This window comes from Blautia sp. 1033sp1_1033st1_G9_1033SCRN_220408 (genome assembly GCF_040929965.1).
Taxonomy (GTDB): Bacteria; Bacillota; Clostridia; order Lachnospirales; family Lachnospiraceae; genus Blautia_A; species Blautia_A ammoniilytica.
In genome coordinates this window covers 193,462-213,041 of record NZ_JBFKZO010000004.1, presented here as the reverse complement: position 1 = coordinate 213,041, position 19,580 = coordinate 193,462, and the positions used below count along the sequence as shown (strand labels likewise).

General features: G+C 44.6%; 15 protein-coding genes. 5 read left to right on the top strand and 10 right to left on the bottom strand.

The genetic code is table 11. The features are described from left to right. Window positions 1-150: 150 nt before the first annotated feature. The 4 genes from AB5916_RS05200 to AB5916_RS05185 all read right to left on the bottom strand — a co-directional run bounded on the left by AB5916_RS05200 (window position 151) and on the right by AB5916_RS05185 (window position 4,433). On the bottom strand, window positions 151-1,374 hold the full coding sequence (locus tag AB5916_RS05200; RefSeq protein WP_368189588.1) for a hypothetical protein: 1,224 nt from the start codon (window positions 1,372-1,374) through the stop codon (window positions 151-153). Between the two features lie 230 nt (window positions 1,375-1,604). Then, a complete protein-coding gene (gene spoVG / locus AB5916_RS05195; RefSeq protein WP_158421937.1) occupies window positions 1,605-1,889 on the bottom strand; it encodes a septation regulator SpoVG in 285 nt (94 codons plus the stop codon). A gap of 151 nt (window positions 1,890-2,040) precedes the next feature. Then, the gene (gene glgD, locus AB5916_RS05190) at window positions 2,041-3,159 is read right to left on the bottom strand and encodes a glucose-1-phosphate adenylyltransferase subunit GlgD (RefSeq protein WP_158421916.1); all 1,119 of its coding nucleotides are present in this window, start codon (window positions 3,157-3,159) and stop codon (window positions 2,041-2,043) included. Beyond that, window positions 3,156-4,433 (bottom strand): glucose-1-phosphate adenylyltransferase, encoded by a 1,278-nt coding sequence (locus AB5916_RS05185; protein WP_368189586.1) that lies wholly within the window; start codon window positions 4,431-4,433, stop codon window positions 3,156-3,158. Before AB5916_RS05185 ends, glgD begins: the two co-directional genes overlap by 4 nt. A gap of 324 nt (window positions 4,434-4,757) precedes the next feature. Here AB5916_RS05185 and murC point away from each other — a divergent pair, with 324 nt between their 5' ends. After that, the gene (murC, locus tag AB5916_RS05180; protein ID WP_368189585.1) at window positions 4,758-6,137 is read left to right on the top strand and encodes a UDP-N-acetylmuramate--L-alanine ligase; all 1,380 of its coding nucleotides are present in this window, start codon (window positions 4,758-4,760) and stop codon (window positions 6,135-6,137) included. Window positions 6,138-6,347: 210 nt separating this feature from the next. Here murC and AB5916_RS05175 read toward each other — a convergent pair whose 3' ends face one another. Beyond that, window positions 6,348-6,581 carry a hypothetical protein gene (locus tag AB5916_RS05175; protein WP_368189584.1) on the bottom strand — a complete coding sequence of 78 codons (234 nt, stop codon included), beginning with the start codon at window positions 6,579-6,581 and terminating at the stop codon, window positions 6,348-6,350. A gap of 144 nt (window positions 6,582-6,725) precedes the next feature. On the opposite strand from AB5916_RS05175, the gene AB5916_RS05170 reads away from it, so the two are divergent. From AB5916_RS05170 to AB5916_RS05160, 3 genes are read left to right on the top strand one after another with little or no spacing between them, the layout of a single operon-like run. Continuing rightward, window positions 6,726-7,856, top strand: coding sequence for a DnaD domain protein (locus AB5916_RS05170; RefSeq protein ID WP_368189583.1), 1,131 nt, complete (start codon window positions 6,726-6,728; stop codon window positions 7,854-7,856). A 19-nt stretch (window positions 7,857-7,875) separates the two neighbouring features. Beyond that, window positions 7,876-8,859: an ATP-binding protein gene (locus AB5916_RS05165; protein WP_158421911.1), complete on the top strand. Its 984-nt coding sequence runs from the start codon at window positions 7,876-7,878 to the stop codon at window positions 8,857-8,859. 3 nt (window positions 8,860-8,862) lie between these two features. Then, window positions 8,863-10,044 carry a ribose-phosphate pyrophosphokinase gene (locus AB5916_RS05160; protein ID WP_173728527.1) on the top strand — a complete coding sequence of 394 codons (1,182 nt, stop codon included), beginning with the start codon at window positions 8,863-8,865 and terminating at the stop codon, window positions 10,042-10,044. 120 nt (window positions 10,045-10,164) lie between these two features. Here AB5916_RS05160 and AB5916_RS05155 read toward each other — a convergent pair whose 3' ends face one another. The 5 genes from AB5916_RS05155 to AB5916_RS05135 all read right to left on the bottom strand — a co-directional run bounded on the left by AB5916_RS05155 (window position 10,165) and on the right by AB5916_RS05135 (window position 18,051). Continuing rightward, complete coding sequence (locus tag AB5916_RS05155) at window positions 10,165-11,727, bottom strand: ATP-binding protein (RefSeq protein ID WP_368189581.1); 1,563 nt, start codon at window positions 11,725-11,727, stop codon at window positions 10,165-10,167. Between the two features lie 40 nt (window positions 11,728-11,767). Next, window positions 11,768-12,823 (bottom strand): DNA repair exonuclease, encoded by a 1,056-nt coding sequence (locus tag AB5916_RS05150; RefSeq protein WP_158421908.1) that lies wholly within the window; start codon window positions 12,821-12,823, stop codon window positions 11,768-11,770. Between the two features lie 127 nt (window positions 12,824-12,950). Continuing rightward, window positions 12,951-14,342, bottom strand: a complete 1,392-nt coding sequence (asnS, locus tag AB5916_RS05145) for an asparagine--tRNA ligase (RefSeq protein WP_368189579.1) — start codon at window positions 14,340-14,342, stop codon at window positions 12,951-12,953. A 414-nt stretch (window positions 14,343-14,756) separates the two neighbouring features. Then, window positions 14,757-17,018 (bottom strand): glycogen/starch/alpha-glucan phosphorylase, encoded by a 2,262-nt coding sequence (locus AB5916_RS05140; protein WP_368189611.1) that lies wholly within the window; start codon window positions 17,016-17,018, stop codon window positions 14,757-14,759. A 136-nt stretch (window positions 17,019-17,154) separates the two neighbouring features. Continuing rightward, window positions 17,155-18,051 (bottom strand): AraC family transcriptional regulator, encoded by an 897-nt coding sequence (locus AB5916_RS05135; RefSeq protein WP_158421906.1) that lies wholly within the window; start codon window positions 18,049-18,051, stop codon window positions 17,155-17,157. Between the two features lie 128 nt (window positions 18,052-18,179). Here AB5916_RS05135 and AB5916_RS05130 point away from each other — a divergent pair, with 128 nt between their 5' ends. Further along, window positions 18,180-19,535, top strand: coding sequence for an MATE family efflux transporter (locus AB5916_RS05130; protein ID WP_158421905.1), 1,356 nt, complete (start codon window positions 18,180-18,182; stop codon window positions 19,533-19,535). The last annotated feature ends 45 nt before the right edge of the window (window positions 19,536-19,580 follow it).

The window sequence follows — 19,580 nt, the reverse complement described above, 5'->3', positions numbered from 1 at the left end:
GATGCTATCTGCTGAGCAGTTACAAATTTTGTACATTGAAAATCTATCACACACCAAGAGGAATGTCAACCAAATTTTTATATAAGGTTTACAATTGTGTTCATATTCAGTTTACAATCAGATTGCTTTTAGGTTTACAGTGAACATCACTTAATTTAATTGATACACATCTGCATGCTGCAGGCCAAAGCTTAATGCTTCAGAATGGCTTCCGAAGAAAATGTCCACATGTCCATAAGGAGTTCCCAGATCCTCCACTGTATACACATTGCCATTGATCAGAAGCTGTGTTCCAAAAGGCACACCTGCCATCGCCACTGTACGCCCCGCTGAAGGAACTGTACCGCTGGCAGTCAGATTGCCTGCTGTGCCGCAACACTGTGCACAGTTGCAATATGCAGTCAATGTAAAGTTACCAAGATAGGTTCCCTGTCCGGAACCGGAGGACTCTACGCTTCCGCTCTCATCATTGTAAGAATCACCAGATCCTGAAGAGGAGCTTTCCGTATATGTATCCTCTTCCTGAGACTGGCTCTGCTGGTCTTCTGTCTGCTGAGTTTCTTCCTGCTGAGCTTCTTCCTGCTGAGCTCCTTCCTGCTGAGCTTCTTCCTGCTGAGCAGTTTCCTGCTGGGCTGCTGCCTGCTGCGTCAGACTATAAATACTGTTCTCAGCACTGGAAATCTGTGCGGAAAGAGCTGCTGCCTCTGCCTGGCTGACACTGATCTGACTGATATAAGAAGCAATGCTGTCATTGGTGCTGGATACTAAAGCCTGAACCTCCTGCTTCTTAGATGCGCTTTCTGCAAGAAGCTGATTCACAGAAGCTGCTTCCTTCTCAAGGTTCTCTTCCTGCTCCTGGATGCTTGCCTGAAGATCCTCATATTTCTTCAACATATCTCGGTCATACTTGGACAACTGGGAAATATTCTCTGCACGGTTCATGAACTGGGTAAGATCACTGGAAGATAATAAAAGCTCCAGCATGGTAGTCCCACCATTCTCATACATATATACGATACGTTTCTTCATAGCTTCGTACTGCTGCTGGGACTGCTGCTGTGCCTTGGCCAGCTCCAGCTTCATATTCTGAAGCTCATCTTCCTTCTGGGCAGCCTGGATGCTTAGCTGTGAAACGCTGTCTGTTAATTCTTCATACTGGCTGTTCAGCTGTGCCAGATAGCTTTCCAGTTCCTGACGCTTGCTCTCAAGGCTGCTGATATTTCCCTGTGCCTGGGCAAGTCCAGCCTGTGCCTGCGCCTTCTGGGACTGCATGTCTGCAATCTGTTCGTCAATATCTGCTGCATAAACACCTGTGCCTGTTGTCAAAGTAAGAATCCCTGCAAGAAGCACCGGAATAAGCTTTTTATTTCTCATATACTAACACCTCGTAATCAATCGTAGCATCAGTATAACATATTTTATCACAAAATCAATAGTTTTATTTTATTTCTGTAACAATTGTGTAATATTTCCAGTATGCTGCTGCCAGCGCAAAAAAAAAACGGATGCCATATACCTTTATGATATATGGCATCCGGCCTGTAATTCACCAGTTATCTGTTATGAAATCATTTCATATTACAGAATAAAGTAATCAGATCTCCTTAGGCTTCCATAGCCTCCTCTGGCTCTGCAGCCATTACTTCATCATACTTGTCCAGGATGATTCTCTGGATACGGTCGCGGGTTGCAGAATTAATAGGATGTGCAATGTCCCTGTATTCTCCGTCTGTAGCTTTCCGACTTGGCATTGCGATAAACAGCCCCTTCTCACCTTCGATCACCTTGATATCATGAACTACAAATTCATCATCAATGGTAATCGATACAACTGCTTTCATCTTGCCCTCTTTTGCTACTTTTCTCACGCGTACATCTGTAATGTTCATTTTTGCTGCCCCTTTCGTTTTCCCATACAATATATATGATCTGTACTCTGACTGTTGCATAACCGTCCAGCCTCCCACAACTATGATAAAGCATATGGCCTGTCAGACAGTTACACATTTATATCCCATGGATATAAGATTCTTTCAGGATTTACAGCACATATCTCTCATTTTTTTCTACAACGATCTTAACTTCGCCTTCTCCACAATAGTAAGAATTTGCCCGGATGGTATCCCTGCTCTCAACAATGCAGTTCTCAATGTGCGTATTATCCCCCAGATACACATCATTCAAGATCACTGAATTCTTGATCACACAATTGTTCCCTACGAATACATCTTTAAACAGAACGGAATTCTCCACAACACCGTTGATGATACATCCGCTGGCTATCAGACTGTTCTTCACGCTGGCTCCCGGATTATATTTGGCAGGCGGCAGATCATCGATCTTTGTCTTAACAGACGGCTCCTGCTTAAAGAAATAATTACGGATCTCCGGCCTTAGGAAATCCATGTTGGTCTTGTAATAAGACTCCACAGTGGAAATATTGCTCCAGTATGTATCGATCTTATATCCGTAGATCCTTTTCAGATTCTTGTAGCGGATCAGGATATCCTGTACAAAATCATTCCTGCCTTCCTGTGCAGCCTTCTCGATCAGCTCGATCAGCTGCCTTCTGCGGATCACATAAATACCGGTAGAAACCGTATTATAAGAAGATACCATTGGCTTCTCTTCAAATTCTTCGATCCTGCAGTCTTCATTCATACGGAGCACACCAAAACGCTCCACCTCTGACGGATCCGGACATGTAGTACATACAACCGTGATATCCGCTCTCTTTGCAATATGGTATTCCAGGACCTTGTTGTAATCCAGCTTGTAAATACCATCGCCGGATGCGATCACCACATATGGCTCATGGCTATTCTTCAGGAAGGTAAGATTCTGGTAGATAGCATCTGCTGTACCCTGGTACCAGAAGCTGTTGTCCTTGGTGATCGTGGGTGTAAATACGTAAAGTCCTCCTTGTTTCCTGCCAAAATCCCACCATTTGGAAGAGCTTAAGTGCTCATTCAGGGAGCGTGCATTGTACTGTGTCAGTATAGCTACCTTCTGTATATGGGAATTGGCCATATTACTAAGTGCAAAATCTATGCTGCGATAGCTGCCTGCAATGGGCATTGCTGCGATCGCTCTCTTGTCAGATAATTCCCTCATACGGTTGTTATTGCCGCCAGCTAAAATAATACCGATTGCTCTCATGCCTTGTCACCATCCTTTGCTGCGATCACCTGTCCACTTTCCAGGATGCCTCCCGGATAATCCTTTGCTGTAGTAATACCGGAAACAGCTGTGTTCTTCCCGATCTTTACATCAGGCGGGATCACACTACGCTCTCCTATGGTAGCAATGCCAAATGCATATACAGCCGGCTTCAATACATTCTCAGCCTCTTCGCCACAACCAAGGGTCACATGGTCTCCAATGGTAACGTCCTCGGCAACAATGGACTTATCCATCACTACCCCTTCTCCGATCGCAGTATTCCTCATGATAATGGAATTACGGATCACAGAACCCTTGCCAATCACTACATTGGGACCGATCACTGAATTATGGACTTCTCCATAGATCTCAGCTCCCTCACCGATCAGACACCGGTCAAGAACTGCATCCTCGGAAATATATGCCGGCGGGATAATATCCCCTTTGGTATAAATCTTCCAGAATTCTTCGTAAAGATTAAACTCCGGAATAATATCGATCAGCTCCATATTGGCTTCCCAATAGGATCCCAGCGTACCCACATCCTTCCAATAGCCATTATATTCATATGCGAAAAGCCGCTCTCCCTTTTCTTTACAATAGGGAAGGATATGCTTTCCAAAATCACAGCTCTGCTGATCCTTAAGTGTATAAAGAGCTTCCTTAAGGGCCTGCCAGCTGAATATGTAAATACCCATAGATGCCAGATTGCTGCTTGGATGCTCTGGCTTCTCCTCAAACTCTGTAATACGGCTTGTCTCATCAGTGACCATGATCCCGAATCTGCTTGCCTCTTCCATAGGTACCGGCATACATGCAATGGTAACATCAGCCTTATTAGCCTTATGGAAATCCAACATCACCTCATAATCCATCTTGTAAATGTGATCTCCGGAAAGGATCAGAACATAGTCAGGATTGTACTGCTCCATATAATCCATATTCTGAAAGATTGCATTGGCTGTACCTGTGTACCACTCGCTGCTGCTGCTCCGCTCGTAAGGAGGAAGGACTGTCACACCGCCTTCATTACGATCCAGATCCCAGGGAATACCAATCCCAATATGTGTATTAAGACGCAGCGGCTGATACTGGGTCAGCACGCCAACTGTATCAATCCCTGAATTAATACAGTTGCTCAATGGGAAATCTATGATACGGTACTTCCCGCCGAAAGACACGGCCGGTTTGGCAACTTTCTCCGTCAGAACTCCAAGTCTGCTTCCTTGACCTCCGGCCAGGAGCATGGCAATCATTTCTTTCTTAATCATGTAATCACCTCTTGCTGTAAGTTTATGGTTTTCTTATTATATCATACTTTATCCATTTCGTGAACATATTTTACAATTTTTTTGTCCAATTATTTTATTTTTTATATCTATTGTATACTATTTTTTTCCTTTTTTCCTCTGTTTTTTGTGTATTTTGTCTATTTTTTATATATTTCGACCTTATTTTACATTTTCATGGATTGCATCTTAAAAAAACACCTGATTTTTTTTTAAAAACCTGTTATTCAAAGAAATACTTTTCATTTTTTCTTAAAAGAGGTATACTATAGCAAATTTATATTTTTCATTAAGGAGATTTTTATTATGTATCAGATAGACTTCCACAAACCGCTTCATATCCACTTTATCGGGATTGGCGGTATCAGTATGAGTGGATTGGCTCAGATCCTGCTTCAGGAAGATTTCATTGTTTCCGGCTCTGATGCCAAAGAAAGCCCTCTTACCGATGCCCTTGCCCAAAAGGGAGCACGTATCTTTTACGGACAGCGTGCCTCCAACATCCAGGATGATGTAGAGATTGTGGTATATACAGCAGCTATCCACCCGGATAATCCTGAATTTGCAGCAGCTAAGGCAAAGGGGATCCCTATGCTTACCCGTGCCCAGCTTTTGGGGCAGATCATGCGCAATTACCAGACACCCATCGCTATTTCCGGTACTCATGGCAAGACCACAACCACTTCCATGATTTCCCAGATCCTTCTGGAAGGAGCCTGCGACCCTACCATCAGCGTAGGCGGTATTCTTCCTTCCATCGGAGGCAATATCCGTGTGGGGCAGTCTGAGACCTTTGTGACCGAGGCCTGCGAATATACCAACAGCTTTCTCAGCTTTTTCCCAAAAATCAGCGTGATCCTGAATATGGATGCCGATCATCTGGACTTTTTCAAAGATATTGAGGACATCCGTCATTCTTTCCGACGCTTTGCACAGCTTCTCCCTGCAGATGGCACCTTGATCATCAATGTAGACACACCTCATTATGAAGACATCATCAAAGACCTTCCATGTAATGTGATCACCTATGGCGTTCAGAATACGGCTGATTACCAGGCCACTGATATTACCTATGACAAATATGGACATGCCTCCTTTACCGTTTTAAGAAATGGTAAAAAGGCAGGCAGCTTTTACCTGAAGGTTCCGGGGATCCACAATGTATCCAATGCACTGGCAGCTATTGTACTGGCTCAGCTGCTCCAGATCCCTGATGATACCATTGTCAAAGGACTGGGAAGCTTCACCGGTACAGACCGCCGTTTCCAATTTAAGGGAGAAGTGGGCGGGATCCACATTGTAGATGATTATGCTCATCATCCTACAGAGATCCGTGCCACCCTTACAGCAGCAGCTAATTATCCTCACAAGAAAATCTGGTGTGTATTCCAGCCACATACATATACCCGTACTAAAGCACTGCTTCCTGAGTTTGCACAGGCTTTGACCCTGGCTGATCATGTGATCCTGGCTGATATTTACGCAGCAAGAGAGACCAACACCATCGGCATCTCTTCTGCTGATCTTCAGGAAAGGATCCAGGCACTTGGAACTCCATGTGAATACTTCCCATCTTTTGACGAGATTGAGAATTACATTCTGTCCCACTGTGCTTCTGGCGATCTGCTGATCACCATGGGAGCCGGAGATGTAGTACGTATCGGCGAACAGCTACTTGGTAAATAATTATGTCTTTCAGAACATTTATATATCAGCTGGGAGTTATCTCCCAGCTGATATAGCCTCCGGCAGGATTGCAGAGGTGCGCAGGAGAAGTATGTCATGCAATTGCATGACGCGCACCTCGCAGCAAGAATGCCGAGGCATTCTTGCTTTTTGTTTTTCCTCTGATCCAGAGAGAATTTACAGAAAACTATATAAATGTTCTTTTTTTATTTATACACATTTCGTCCCCTGTTTTCCACATAAAGAAAAAGTTATCCACAATAAAAACCTCAGTATTTCTGCTGTTTTTCCGTGCTTATCCACATTATCCACAGAATTATGCACATTTTTTCTCCCATAAAGGTGTGGATTCTTATGTGTATAATCTGCTTGACATAATTCGACAACAGTTTCTCCTATAAAATGCCTTGTTCCAACATTTTCTAACCTTTTCCGGTTTCCCATAATCTTATTGGCAACCTTCTTTCCACACTATCCACATTATCCACATTTAAATGTGGATGATTACTGGTGTTTAACCCCGGTATTCTCTTTTAAAAAAAGTTGTGTTATAATAAATCCACTTTCAGAAAAGGAGTGTAACAGTCCATGAACACCATCCATCTCCGGGCTCTTTCATCCTCACAGGTGACGATACTTTCCAATATATTTATTGATCAATATATGCCGGGAGCCGGCGGCGAATTTGTAAAAGTTTATATTTACCTGCTGCGGCTTCTTGCCGATCCTTCCGCTTCTGTTTGTCTGCCTCTTCTGGCAGATCGTCTGAACTGTACAGAGGGGGATATCAGCCGTGCCCTGAAATACTGGAGTAATGAAGGACTTTTGATCCTTGAAACTGATCCTTCCGGAGAGCTGACAGGTATTACCCTGACAGAGCCTTCCCCGGATACACAGATGGAGCTGACAGCTACCGTCTCTGTTCCACAGTCTGCACTGGCAGCCACTGCTCCTATTTCGCAGACGGTATCTGCAGCCACTGTCTCCACGCCACAGCCGGATACTGCACCGTCCAGATCTGCCTCTGCTCTCACCCCAGCCCGAATCAAGGAGCTTAAGGAGAACGAGGATGTAGCACAGCTGATCTACATATGTGAGCAATACCTTGGCAAGACTCTTACCCCCACCGATACCCGTAAGATTCTTTTCTTCTACGATGAACTGAAGATGTCCGTGGATCTTATTGATTTCCTGATCCAGTATTGTGTAGGCCGCGGCCATAAGAGCATGCGTTATATTGAGACAGTTGCCATGGCCTGGTCTAAGGAAGGAATCACTACCGTGGAGATGGCCAAGGATTCCACCTCCCGCTATGGCAGAGACTATTTCACCATCCTGAAAGCTATGGGGATCACCAATCGCAACCCTGTGGATTCAGAGATCGTTATGATGGATACATGGCTGAAGGATTACGGATTTTCCATGGACATGATCCAGGAAGCCTGCAGCCGCACCATTATGCAGACCGGACAGCCCAGCTTCCAGTACGCACACAAGATCCTTACCGGATGGTTCAAAAAGAGTGCCCTTACCCCAGAGGCAGTACATGCCCTGGATGTCCAGCACCAGAAGCGCAGCCAGGACAACAGCCGGGGCCGTTCCCAGACACCTAAGTCCCCTAATCGCTTCAATAACTTCCAACAACGGAATTATGATTTCAAAGAACTTGAGAAGCAGCTTCTGGAGCGCCAGAATCCCTACTCCCAACAGCCTCACTAACAGAGGAGATTGATCGTTTATGCCTTTACAGAATTTTCAATATGATACCATTATGAGAGAATACAGCCGCAAGCAGGCTGAGAACCGCCGTCTGCTGGAGGAGCACAGGCAGGAAGCTTATGACCGGATTCCCAGGCTTCGTGAGATTGACAGCGAAGTAGCTTCCTTAAGCGCAGCCAAAGCCCGCTCCATGATCAGCGGTCTGGATCGCAGCCTGGAGGATCTGAAGGCTGCCATATCCCTGCTTGCCCAGGAGCGTGAAGCTTTGCTTGCCCTGAATGGCTACCCTTCCGACTATCTTGAGATGCATTACACCTGTTCTCATTGTCAGGATACCGGCTATATCGGCAGCAAGAAATGCTCCTGTTTCCACAGGGCGGAGATACAGCTTTTGTATACTCAGTCCAATTTAAATGAAATTCTCAAAAAAGAAAACTTTGACCACTTTTCTTTTGACTATTATTCTGCTACAATAGATGCGTCCACTGGATTGTCCGCACTGGAAGCCGCACAGCGTGCATACCAGACTGCCAGGGATTTCGTTTCATCCTTTGACCAGGATCCCCGCAGCCTGCTGATCTATGGCAACACAGGCGTTGGGAAGACTTTTCTTTCCCACTGTATCGCCCATGATCTTCTTGAAAGCTCCCACAGTGTGTTATATTTTTCTGCATTTGACCTGTTTGATATGCTGGCACGGAATACCTTTTCCGGCGACAGCACAGGCAAAGACAACGATCTGGTGTACGACTGCGATCTGCTGATCATTGATGACCTGGGAACAGAGCTTACCAACAGTTTTGTGTCTTCCCAGTTGTTTTTGTGCGTCAATGAGCGTATTATGAGACACAGATCCACCATCATCTCCACCAATCTGGAGTTAGGTGAAATACAGAATGTTTACTCTGAACGGACCTTTTCCCGTATCTGCAATAACTATATTATCCTGAAGCTTACAGGAGAAGACATCCGGATGAAGAAAAACTATTTAGGAGGAAAATAGAACATGGCACAAAGATCCACAAAGGAATTATCAACCGTTCCGGTTGGAAGGCTTGGACTGATCCCCACAGACAGCTGTCGCCCCTTAGGCGAGAAAGTAGACGAATGGCTTGTTAAGTGGCGTAATGAGCGTACACACCCGGAGATAGATTCATTTTCTTTTGAAGGATACCAGAGAGATTCCTATACGATCCAGGTACAGACACCCAGATTTGGTTCTGGTGAAGGCAAATGCGTGATCTCCGAATCTGTCCGTGGTGATGATGTTTATATTTTAGTAGATGTATGTAATTACAGCATGAGCTACCCTATCGGCAATTACACCAACCTGATGTCCCCAGACGATCATTTCCAGGATCTGAAGCGTGTGATCGGCGCCATCGGCGGCAAGGCGCGAAGAGTGAATGTAATCATGCCTTATCTTTATGAAGGCCGTCAGAGCAAGCGTATAGGCAGAGAGTCCCTTGACTGCGCCAGCGCACTTCACGAGCTGATCAGTATGGGGGTAGAGAATATCATCACTTTTGATGCTCATGATGCACGTATCCAGAATGCCACACCGCTTCACGGCTTTGAGACCGTGCAGCCTTCTTATCAGTTCATTAAGGCTCTTCTTCACAACGAAGAAGGACTTCACCTTGATAATGATCACTTTGCCATTATCAGCCCTGACGAAGGCAGCATGAGCCGCGCCATTTACCTTGCCAATATCCTGGGTGTTGATATGGGTATGTACTACAAACGTCTGGATTATTCCAAATTTGTAGATGGACGTCATCCGGTAGCTGCTTATGAATTCCTTGGTCCTAAGCTGGAAGGCAAGGATATGATCCTGATCGATGATATGATCTCCTCAGGTGATACAGTGCTTAAGATCGCATCCCTTCTCAAAGAAAGAGGAGCTGGCAAGATCTACATCTGTTCTACCTTCGGATTATTTACAGATGGCCTTGACAAATTTGATGAAGCCCACCAGGCAGGTGTATTTGACAAGCTTCTCACTACAAACCTGGTATATCAGCCTGCAAAGCTTCTTGAGAAGCCATATTATATCACCTGTGACATGAGCAAATATATTGCATTGATCATTGATACATTGAACCATGATCTTTCTGTAAGCCACCTTCTGAACCCAGTAGACAGGATCAAGCGCTGCGTGGACAACTACATGGCACAGTACAAATAATATGATAATTCAAGTATCAAAATACACAAATCACTATTAAAAATGATCTTAACCTCAAAAGATCTCCACAGCATCCTTTCTGGATGCGGGAGATCTTTTTTAATGATTATTTATTCCATTTTATTCCTCTGAAAGGCTTTGCAAACGATACGTGATTCCTTCTCTTTTCAGTATCTGAGCCTCTCTTTTATTGCAGGTGCTGATGATCACCTGTTTTTGCTCTTTTTCAAGCCAGTGAAGCACTGCTGCCAGCCTGGCTTCATCATACATCCCGAATACATCATCCAGGATCACAGGAAAGGTTTCCCCACCGCAAAGCAATTCAGAAGCTGCCATGCGAAGGGCAAAATACAGCTGTTCTATAGTACCTCTACTTAATCTCTGGGCAGGTATTATCCGCTCGCTGGTATTCACGCTGATCTGAAGATCCGGGTCGATCAGTACTTCCTGATACCTGCCATCTGTGATCTCACACAAGATCTGGGAAGTACGCTGCCGCAGCCGGTATCCTACCTGCCGGTGTATATTGCCTGATATCTGCTCAATGGTATCCATTGCAAGATTCAGCGCCTGGATCTCTATGTCCTCACTGACCGGCATCCAGATCTCCGATTCATAATCCTTGTATTCTTCCTGCAGATTTTCAAAATCCACCCTTTTTTCTTCAAAGGATTCCTGCAGGGATTCTTTATTCCACTTCAGCTTCTCCTGCTGCTGGAGCCACCTGGTACGCAATCTGTTCTGGCTGGCCAGATCACGATCCAGCATACGCCGTCGCCCAAGATAATACAGGATCATCCCTATCCCAAGCAGAATACAGAAATCCCATCCCAGCCTGGTGATCTGATCAGCAGCAGAAAACCTGCTGAAAAGTCCTACAATGCCCAGGATTACAGCCAATAAGGCTGCTGCAGTAAGAGCCAGGCGCCGTTTACGAAGAGCCTGGATCTTCCCTTCGATCATGTCAAGACCGCTGTCCTGTCCGGACCGGATCTGCAGCTTTTCTTCTTTCCTGGATACCTGGGATTGTCTCTCCTTCAATTCTTCCAGTTCCCGATTCAGATATTCCATTTTAGCATTCAGCTTTTCCTGCTCTTTTTCTGCTTCTTTTCTTTTTTTGTCCTTTTGTACCTGATAGCCTTTTCTGGACATCTTCAGCATCTGCATCGTTCTTCCCAGATCTACAGAGCTGTCCCCGGTCCCCTGGTAGCTGGCCATATAATTCTGTACCTCAGATGCCAGATCCTTGCCTGTAACGCTTTTCAGCTGCGCCACAGACACTGTATTGTCATATACAGCCTGGCTTACACCGCCCAGCAGCTGCTCCATTTGGCCATCCTCCACACCGGTCAGCTCTCCGGTACGAAGATTAAGCAGCTCCCCATTCTGGTTCTCTTTATAAAAATTACGAGTGAGCCGATAATCTTCGCCTCCGGTTGAAAACCACAGACTCCCACCGTACTGTGCCGGATTCTCCCACGGCTCGTACCTGGTATAAATATCATTTCTGGAGGCCCGTCCCCGCTGCCTTGTGATTCCGTACAGCATACTTCTTACAAAGGTATGGACCGTGCTTTTCCCACTTTCATTTTCTCCGTAAAGTATGTTGATCCCCTGGGAAAACTCCAGAGTCTTGTCATGGATCTTTCCAAAATTCTTAATCGTCAGTCGTTTGAAGATCATTCAATTCCTGTCCTCTCTGCTAACACCTGTTAATCGTTAATCACACTGCACTTGTCTGTAGAAGTGCCTGAAGACCGTAATACAAAGCCTTATCTTCCACAATGCTTCTGTCTTTTTCCAGAAAATACGTAATATAATCCCCGATCAGGGTACCGCTGTACTGTCTTTGCAAGGCTTCCAGATCATACATAGGCCGGGATTCATCCAGGACCTCTGTAACATTGCCGAATTGTTTCAGCTTTTCTGGAATAAACAGCAGCTCTGCCGGACGTTCTCCCTGGATGATCACCCGATAAATATTCAGACCGCCTCTTCTGTAAATCTCATCCTTCAGCTCTTCTTCCAGAGAAATCTGGGTCGACTCCTGAGATACAGTGAGAAGAAGCTGCTGATAGGATCTGGATGCAAAAGGTACAAAGGAAACGCGCAGCCTGCCATTCTCCAGCCTGCCCTCTATATATCCGTGTTCTCCCAGGTCACCTCTGTCAATAGGCTCCAAAGCTCCTGCATAAGCTGCTCTGTCCCTTAAAAGGATCTGCGGCCTATGAATATGCCCCATTGCCACATAATCAAATCCAGCGGCAGATAAGCTGTTTATATTCACAGGTATATGATCTGCATCCCCACCATGAGCCAGAAGGATATGAAGTCCCTCTCCTTCCTTTGGGCGGATTCCATCATAAAGAGGAGTCCTGATCTCCTGGTGTTCATAGCTTAAACCATACACATATACATCCAATTTTTTGTCTTTTACGCAGGTAAGCTTTTCATCTTTAAAAAATACCACATTATCTGCCCATGGAAAATCTCTGTAAAAAGAATCCTTCTTCAGATAATCGTGATTTCCTGCCATCAGATACACCTGTGTCTCCGGGATGGTGGAAAACAGATGATTCACTTCTTTTAGTTCACGCAGCAATGGCTGCCTGTGAAAAAGATCTCCGGCTATAAATAACAAATCCACCGGATTTTCACGGATACCCGTAATAACCCGGCGGAAAGTTTCCCAGATCTCTTCTTCCCGCTTTTCACTCCAGGGGCATCCCCTGTCAGGTACTGCTCCCAGATGTACATCTGCAAGATGAATAAATCTCATTCTGATCTGCTCCTTATATAGATAAGCTATACCTGTAAGGGTAAAATACATCTTTAAAGATCAAACATAACTGCAAAGATCAAAGCATGCAGCAAGTGCACCCTGCAGTTATGACAGGGCCTTTATCTTACAGGTCACAGTTATTTACAGTTCTTGGGAATGGGATCACGTCACGAATATTGCCCATTCCTGTCAGATACATCACGCATCTTTCAAAACCAAGGCCAAAGCCTGCATGACGGGTAGTGCCATATTTACGAAGGTCCAGATAGAAGTCATAGTCACATTCTTTCATGCCAAGCTCGTCCATACGGGCTTTCAGCTTGTCATAATCCTCTTCTCTCTGGCTTCCTCCGATGATCTCGCCAATGCCCGGTACCAGACAGTCCATGGCTGCCACTGTCTTGCCATCCTGGTTCTGCTTCATATAGAAGGCTTTGATCTCCTTTGGATAATCCGTAACAAAGATAGGTTTATTAAAGATCTGCTCTGTCAGATAGCGCTCATGCTCTGTCTGAAGGTCACATCCCCAGGATACCTTGTAATCGAATTTGTCATTGTTCTTCTCAAGAAGCTCTACAGCCTCTGTATAGGTCACACGGCCAAACTCAGAATTAACCACATGGTTCAGTCTGTCCAGAAGCCCCTTATCAACAAAAGAATTGAAGAAGTTCATCTCCTCCGGTGCATTCTCCAACACAAAATTGATCACATACTTCAACATAGCCTCTGCCAGATCCATATCATCCTGAAGATCAGCAAATGCACACTCCGGCTCGATCATCCAGAACTCTGCTGCATGGCGGGTGGTATTGGAATTCTCTGCACGGAAGGTAGGTCCAAAGGTATATACATTGCGGAATGCCTGTGCAAAAGTCTCACAGTTCAGCTGTCCGCTGACAGTAAGGTTGGTCTCTTTTCCGAAGAAGTCTTTGCTGTAATCGATCTTCCCCTGATCATCTACAGGTGTATTTACAAGGTCAAGTGTAGTGACCTGGAACATCTCTCCTGCACCCTCACAGTCACTTCCTGTGATCAGTGGTGTATGCACATACACAAAACCTCTCTCCTGGAAAAACTTATGGATCGCATATGCGCAAAGGGAACGTACACGAAATACAGCCTGGAAGGTATTGGTACGTGGACGCAGATGGGTCATGGTTCTTAAATACTCAAGGCTATGACGTTTCTTCTGAAGAGGATAATCCGGTGCAGATGCTCCCTCCAGTGTGATCTCAGAAGCCTGGATCTCAAAAGGCTGCTTTGCCTGGGGAGTAGCTACCAGAGTACCTTTTACAATAATAGCTGCGCCTACGTTCAGCTTGCTGATCTGTGCAAAATTCTCCATATTGTCATGGTAAACTACCTGCAGTGTTTCAAAATAGGTACCATCATGGAGAACAATAAATCCGAATGTTTTGGAATCACGCACGCTGCGTACCCAGCCGCCTACTGTGATCTCCTGATCCAGATATTTATCTCTGTTTCTGTAAATCTCTTTAACTGTTGTAAGGTTCATAATCTGTCCTCTTTCTCTTCATATTACATTATCGATAGCAATATGGATCTCATCCGTCCCACACTGCCTGTTGTGTTACAGTATAGACTATTCCTGTTCTTTACGCAAGAAAAAATAAGGCCAAAATGTATTAAGGAGCATCCCGTCAAGAAAGAATCCTGCAAAGCAGGATTCTCCGCCTGTGGCGGGTCGCATTAAGCGACATCTACCCTTCCGCCACAGTGCGCTCCTGCCCGGTAGGGCTTTTTTATGTACTAGGAAATTCCGTTGGAATTTCCTAGTACATAAAAAAACAGAACTGCCGTCCTACACGATACAGTTCTGTCTTTTTTATTTCTGTACAGGTTCTGCCTGCAATTAATCTATATTGCCTGTAAATTACTTATCCTGCCTGTAACTTATCTTACCTGAAATTTATTTTGTGAGATGCCAGATATCCTCATTGTACTGCTCAATGGTTCTGTCAGATGAGAAGAACCCAGCCTTTGAAATGTTCACAAGCATCTTCTTAGCCCATTTCTCTCTGTCTGTATAATCTGCCAGAGCCTGGTTCTTAACCTTAATATAGTCTTCCAGGTCAAGAAGAGTCATAAACCAGTCTTTGTTCACAAGCTCATTGTGAAGTCTTCTTAAGTTCTCTTCATGTCCAAGTGCAAGCACCTGATCGCTGACAATGAAATCCACATATTTCTTAATATCTGCATTGCCTTCATAGATAGCTTTTGAATTGTAATCTGCCTTCTCATAGTGCTGGATAACCTGCTCGCTGGACTGTCCGAAGATATAGATGTTATCCTCGCCAACCAGATCACTGATCTCTACGTTTGCACCATCCATAGTACCAAGAGTTACCGCACCGTTCAGCATGAACTTCATGTTACCTGTACCGGAAGCCTCTTTAGATGCCAGAGAAATCTGCTCTGAAATATCACATGCAGGGATCAGTTTCTCAGCTGCGCTTACATTGTAGTTCTCTACCATTACAACCTTCATGTATGGAGCTACATCCGGATCATTTTTGATCAGATCCTGAAGTGTAAGAAGAAGATGGATGATGTCCTTTGCGATCACATATGCAGGAGCTGCCTTTGCACCAAAGATGAAGGTTACAGGCTTCTCCGGCTTCTTGCCGCCTTTGATCTCCAGGTATTTATAAATAATGTACAGAGCATTCAGCTGCTGACGTTTGTACTCGTGAAGACGTTTGATCTGGATATCAAAGATACTGTTCTCATCAATCTCAACACCTGTGTTGGAAAGGATGAAATCTTTGCACACCTTCTTTGCATCGGTCTTGATAGACAGGATCTTATTCAATACTTCCTGATCATCCTTATATGCAAGAAGTTTTTCCAGTTCAAATGCGTTTTTCTTAAATCCGTCTCCGATCAGGGATGTGATCAGTTCTGTCAGAGGATGGTTGCAATACATCAGCCAGCGACGGAATGTGATACCATTTGTTTTATTATTGAATTTCTCAGGATAGATATCATAGAACTGCTTCAACTCGCTGTTCTTAAGGATCTCTGTGTGAAGTGCTGCCACACCATTGATGGAATAGCCATAGTGGATATCCATATGTGCCATATGCACCAGGTTGTTGCTGTCAATGATCGCAACGGATTCCTGAGGATATTTTCTCTTAACCTTCTCATCCAGCTGTTTGATAATAGGAACAAGATGAGGAACAACCTCTTCCAGATAGCTCATTGGCCATTTCTCAAGTGCCTCTGCAAGGATCGTATGATTGGTATAAGCACAAACCTTTGCAACGATATCGCTTGCTTCCTCAAAGTCAATGCCTTTTGCAGTCAGCAGACGGATGAACTCAGGAATGATCATACTTGGATGTGTATCGTTGATCTGTACAACTGCGTAATCAGCCAGGTCATGAAGGTTGCATCCTTTGGCCACTGCCTCGTCCAGGATCAGCTGTGCAGCATTGCTTACCATAAAGTACTGCTGATAGATACGAAGCTTTCTTCCGTCATCATCACTGTCATCCGGATACAGGAACAGAGTCAGGTTATGAAGTACGTCTTTTTTATTGAATGCAATGCCATCATGAACCATGCTCTCATCTGCAATATCAATATCAAATAAATGAAGATGGATTGCTTTATTCTGATAGCCTGCAACTGCAATATCATACATTTTAGACTCAAGTTCAAATCCGTGGAACGGTACAGTATATGTTACATCTGTAGGTGTAAGCCATGTATTGTTGGTGATCCATGGGTTCGGTGTCTCATTCTGAAGTCTGTCTTTGAATACCTGTTTAAACAGACCCAGGTGATAATTCAGACCGATACCTTCTCCCGGCAGTCCCAGTGTTGCAATAGAATCCAGGAAACATGCTGCCAGACGTCCAAGCCCGCCATTTCCAAGAGATGGTTCCGGCTCAACCTCTTCAATCTCAGCAAGGGATTTGCCGTTCTCTTTTAAGTAATCTGCAACCTGATCATAAATGCCAAGGTTAATCAGATTGTTAGAAAGCAGCTTTCCGATCAGGAACTCTGCAGAAATATAATAAATTTTCTTTTTTCCGTTGTGATAACCTTTTTCTTCCAGTGCTTCCTTTGTGTAAGTAAGAAGAGCTGTATAAATCTCTTCATTTGTACAGGAAGAACAGTCTTTGTGGAACATGTCATTGATCATTGTCTTTAAAGCTTCCATTGTTTCTCCTTTCATCCATTGGTCTGTATATTCAGACCTTTTCATACGCGCCTTTTTGCATCTTCGTTCTTTGCTCTTTTTGATGATATAATCTTAGCACGGATGAAAGACACAAAAATACAACAAAACTGTTATGTTATGACATATTTTTGCGATATTTATGCGGTGAAACCAGATTGGCCTGCTGGAACTTTTTAATAAAGTAGCTTGTATTATTAAAGCCGACATCCAAAGCGATTTCCGTAATGGAACGGTCTGAATGCAAAAGCAGGACTTTCGCCTTTTCCAGGCGGAAATCATTCAGGTATGATGCTACCGTCTTGCCTGTGTATTGCTTAAAAAGTTTCATGAAATAATACTCACTGTAATTGGACATCTCTGTTAACTCTTTCACAGTCAGCTGTTCCTGATAGTGTTCATTAATATAATCCAAAACCATTTTTATGGATGCAAGATTCCTGTTCTGTTCTGTATCTGCAGGAACAATGTAATTTCCTATCAGCATCTGATAAAAAAATTCGTAAAATAAGCTTTTCAGCTGTACATAATAGAAGGGCTTTTTCTCTCTGTGGCAATCATGAATCTGATAAAACAGGCGGAAAATGTGTTCATAGCCACGGTCTCCTGGCGATATCAAATGGGTAAACTCTGCCTGATTCTCAGCAAGAAGGGAGATCAGCCGCTCCTGGCACAGATCCCCTGCCGGACTGGACAGAAAATTCAGGTCAAATACAATACTTTTGTAATACAGATAATTCCGAAGGTCTGATCGTATGCCGTGAATGACTCCGCTATTGACCATCAGGATATCTCCTTGTTTCAGACGAATGGTTTCTCTGTTCAGCTTTGCCAGGCCACAGCCTTTTTCGATGCAGATGATCTCCATTTCTTTGTGCCAGTGGTTGTACAAGGAATGGAAGATCACACAGTTGTCGGTGTAGGTTTCTACGGGAAGTTCAAATGAGCCATGTCGGCCCAGTTCTTTCAGGGTTTCGTCCACCTTTGGGGCATGAAGTGTTCCGTTTTCTGCCATCCTCTCACCTCCTGTTGTTTCCTATTTTTTTTCTTTGATTCTACCACAAAACTCTTCCCTTGCAAAATCCTTTTATACCGTATAGAATGGTATGTAATAATGATATTAAAACGAATGGATAATGAAATATGAAGAACAAACAATTAAATCTTACCTCCGGCCCGATTCTTTCTACCCTTACGGAGCTGGCACTGCCTATTATGGCATCTTCTTTTCTGGCTACAGCCTACAATATCACTGATATGGCCTGGATCGGAATGCTTGGTTCCAAGGCAGTTGCAGGAGTAGGCGTAGGCGGCATGTACGTATGGCTTTCCCAGGGACTTTGTTCCCTGTCGCGTATGGGCGGACAGGTAAATATGGCACAGGCCCTTGGCCGTAAAGATCGGGAGGCCTCTATCCGCTATGCAGATGTAGCTCTGCAGCTGACCATCCTGTTTGGTCTTTTTTTTACTGCACTCTGCCTGCTTTTTACAGATCCTCTGCTTCACTTTTTTAATCTGACAGATCCGGAAGCTTATGCCAGTGCCAGGGTCTACATGCTGATCACCTGTGGACTGATCCTGCTCCCTTACCTGACTCAGACTCTGACCGGACTTTATACAGCCCAGGGAGATTCCAAAACTCCCCTGAAGGCTAACTTCCTGGGGCTTGTGCTGAATATGGTTCTGGATCCTGTGCTGATCCTTGGAGTGGGACCTTTTCCAAGACTGGAGGTTGTTGGTGCTGCAGCTGCCACTGTCACTTCCCAGTTTCTGGTGCTGGCAGTACTTGTTGTCAGCCTTGTTAAGGATCACAGTGAAACCAATATCCTGCGTCATTCCAACCCTTTACGCAGATCTGCTTCCAGCTATTATAAAGATGTTTTCCGCATTGGGATTCCCACCGCACTGCAAGGCAGCATTTACTGCCTGATCTCCATGATCCTGACCCGTATGGTTTCCGGCTTTGGTGCAGGTGCTATTGCAGTCCAGCGTGTAGGCGGACAGATCGAATCCCTGTCCTGGAATACTGCCGACGGCTTCGGTGCTGCTCTAAATGCTTTCATGGGACAGAATTATGGTGCAAGAAAGACGGACCGTATCCGGAAAGGATACAGCATTTCCTTTCGGCTGCTGGTTGCCTGGGGGCTTTTGATCACTGCAGCCTTTGTATTGATCCCCGGCCCTATTTCCTCCCTGTTTTTCCATGAAAAGGATGTAGTGCTGATTTCCGTTAGTTACCTGACCATCATCGGATTTGGGGAAGCCTTTATGAGTGTGGAGCTGATGACCATAGGTGCATTGTCCGGTCTTGGAAAAACAAAGCTTTGCAGTATTATCAGTATTATTTTTACTGGTATGCGTATCCCGCTTGCCATGGTTCTTTCCGCCACTTCCCTTGGACTTGACGGGATCTGGTGGGCACTTACCGCTACAAGCATAGTGAAAGGGATCATTTTTTACTTTGCATTTCAACATATCAGCAGGCGCAGCCTGTACTAGAAATGCTTTTGCCCCCAACATCCTATTATCAATGACCAATAATAA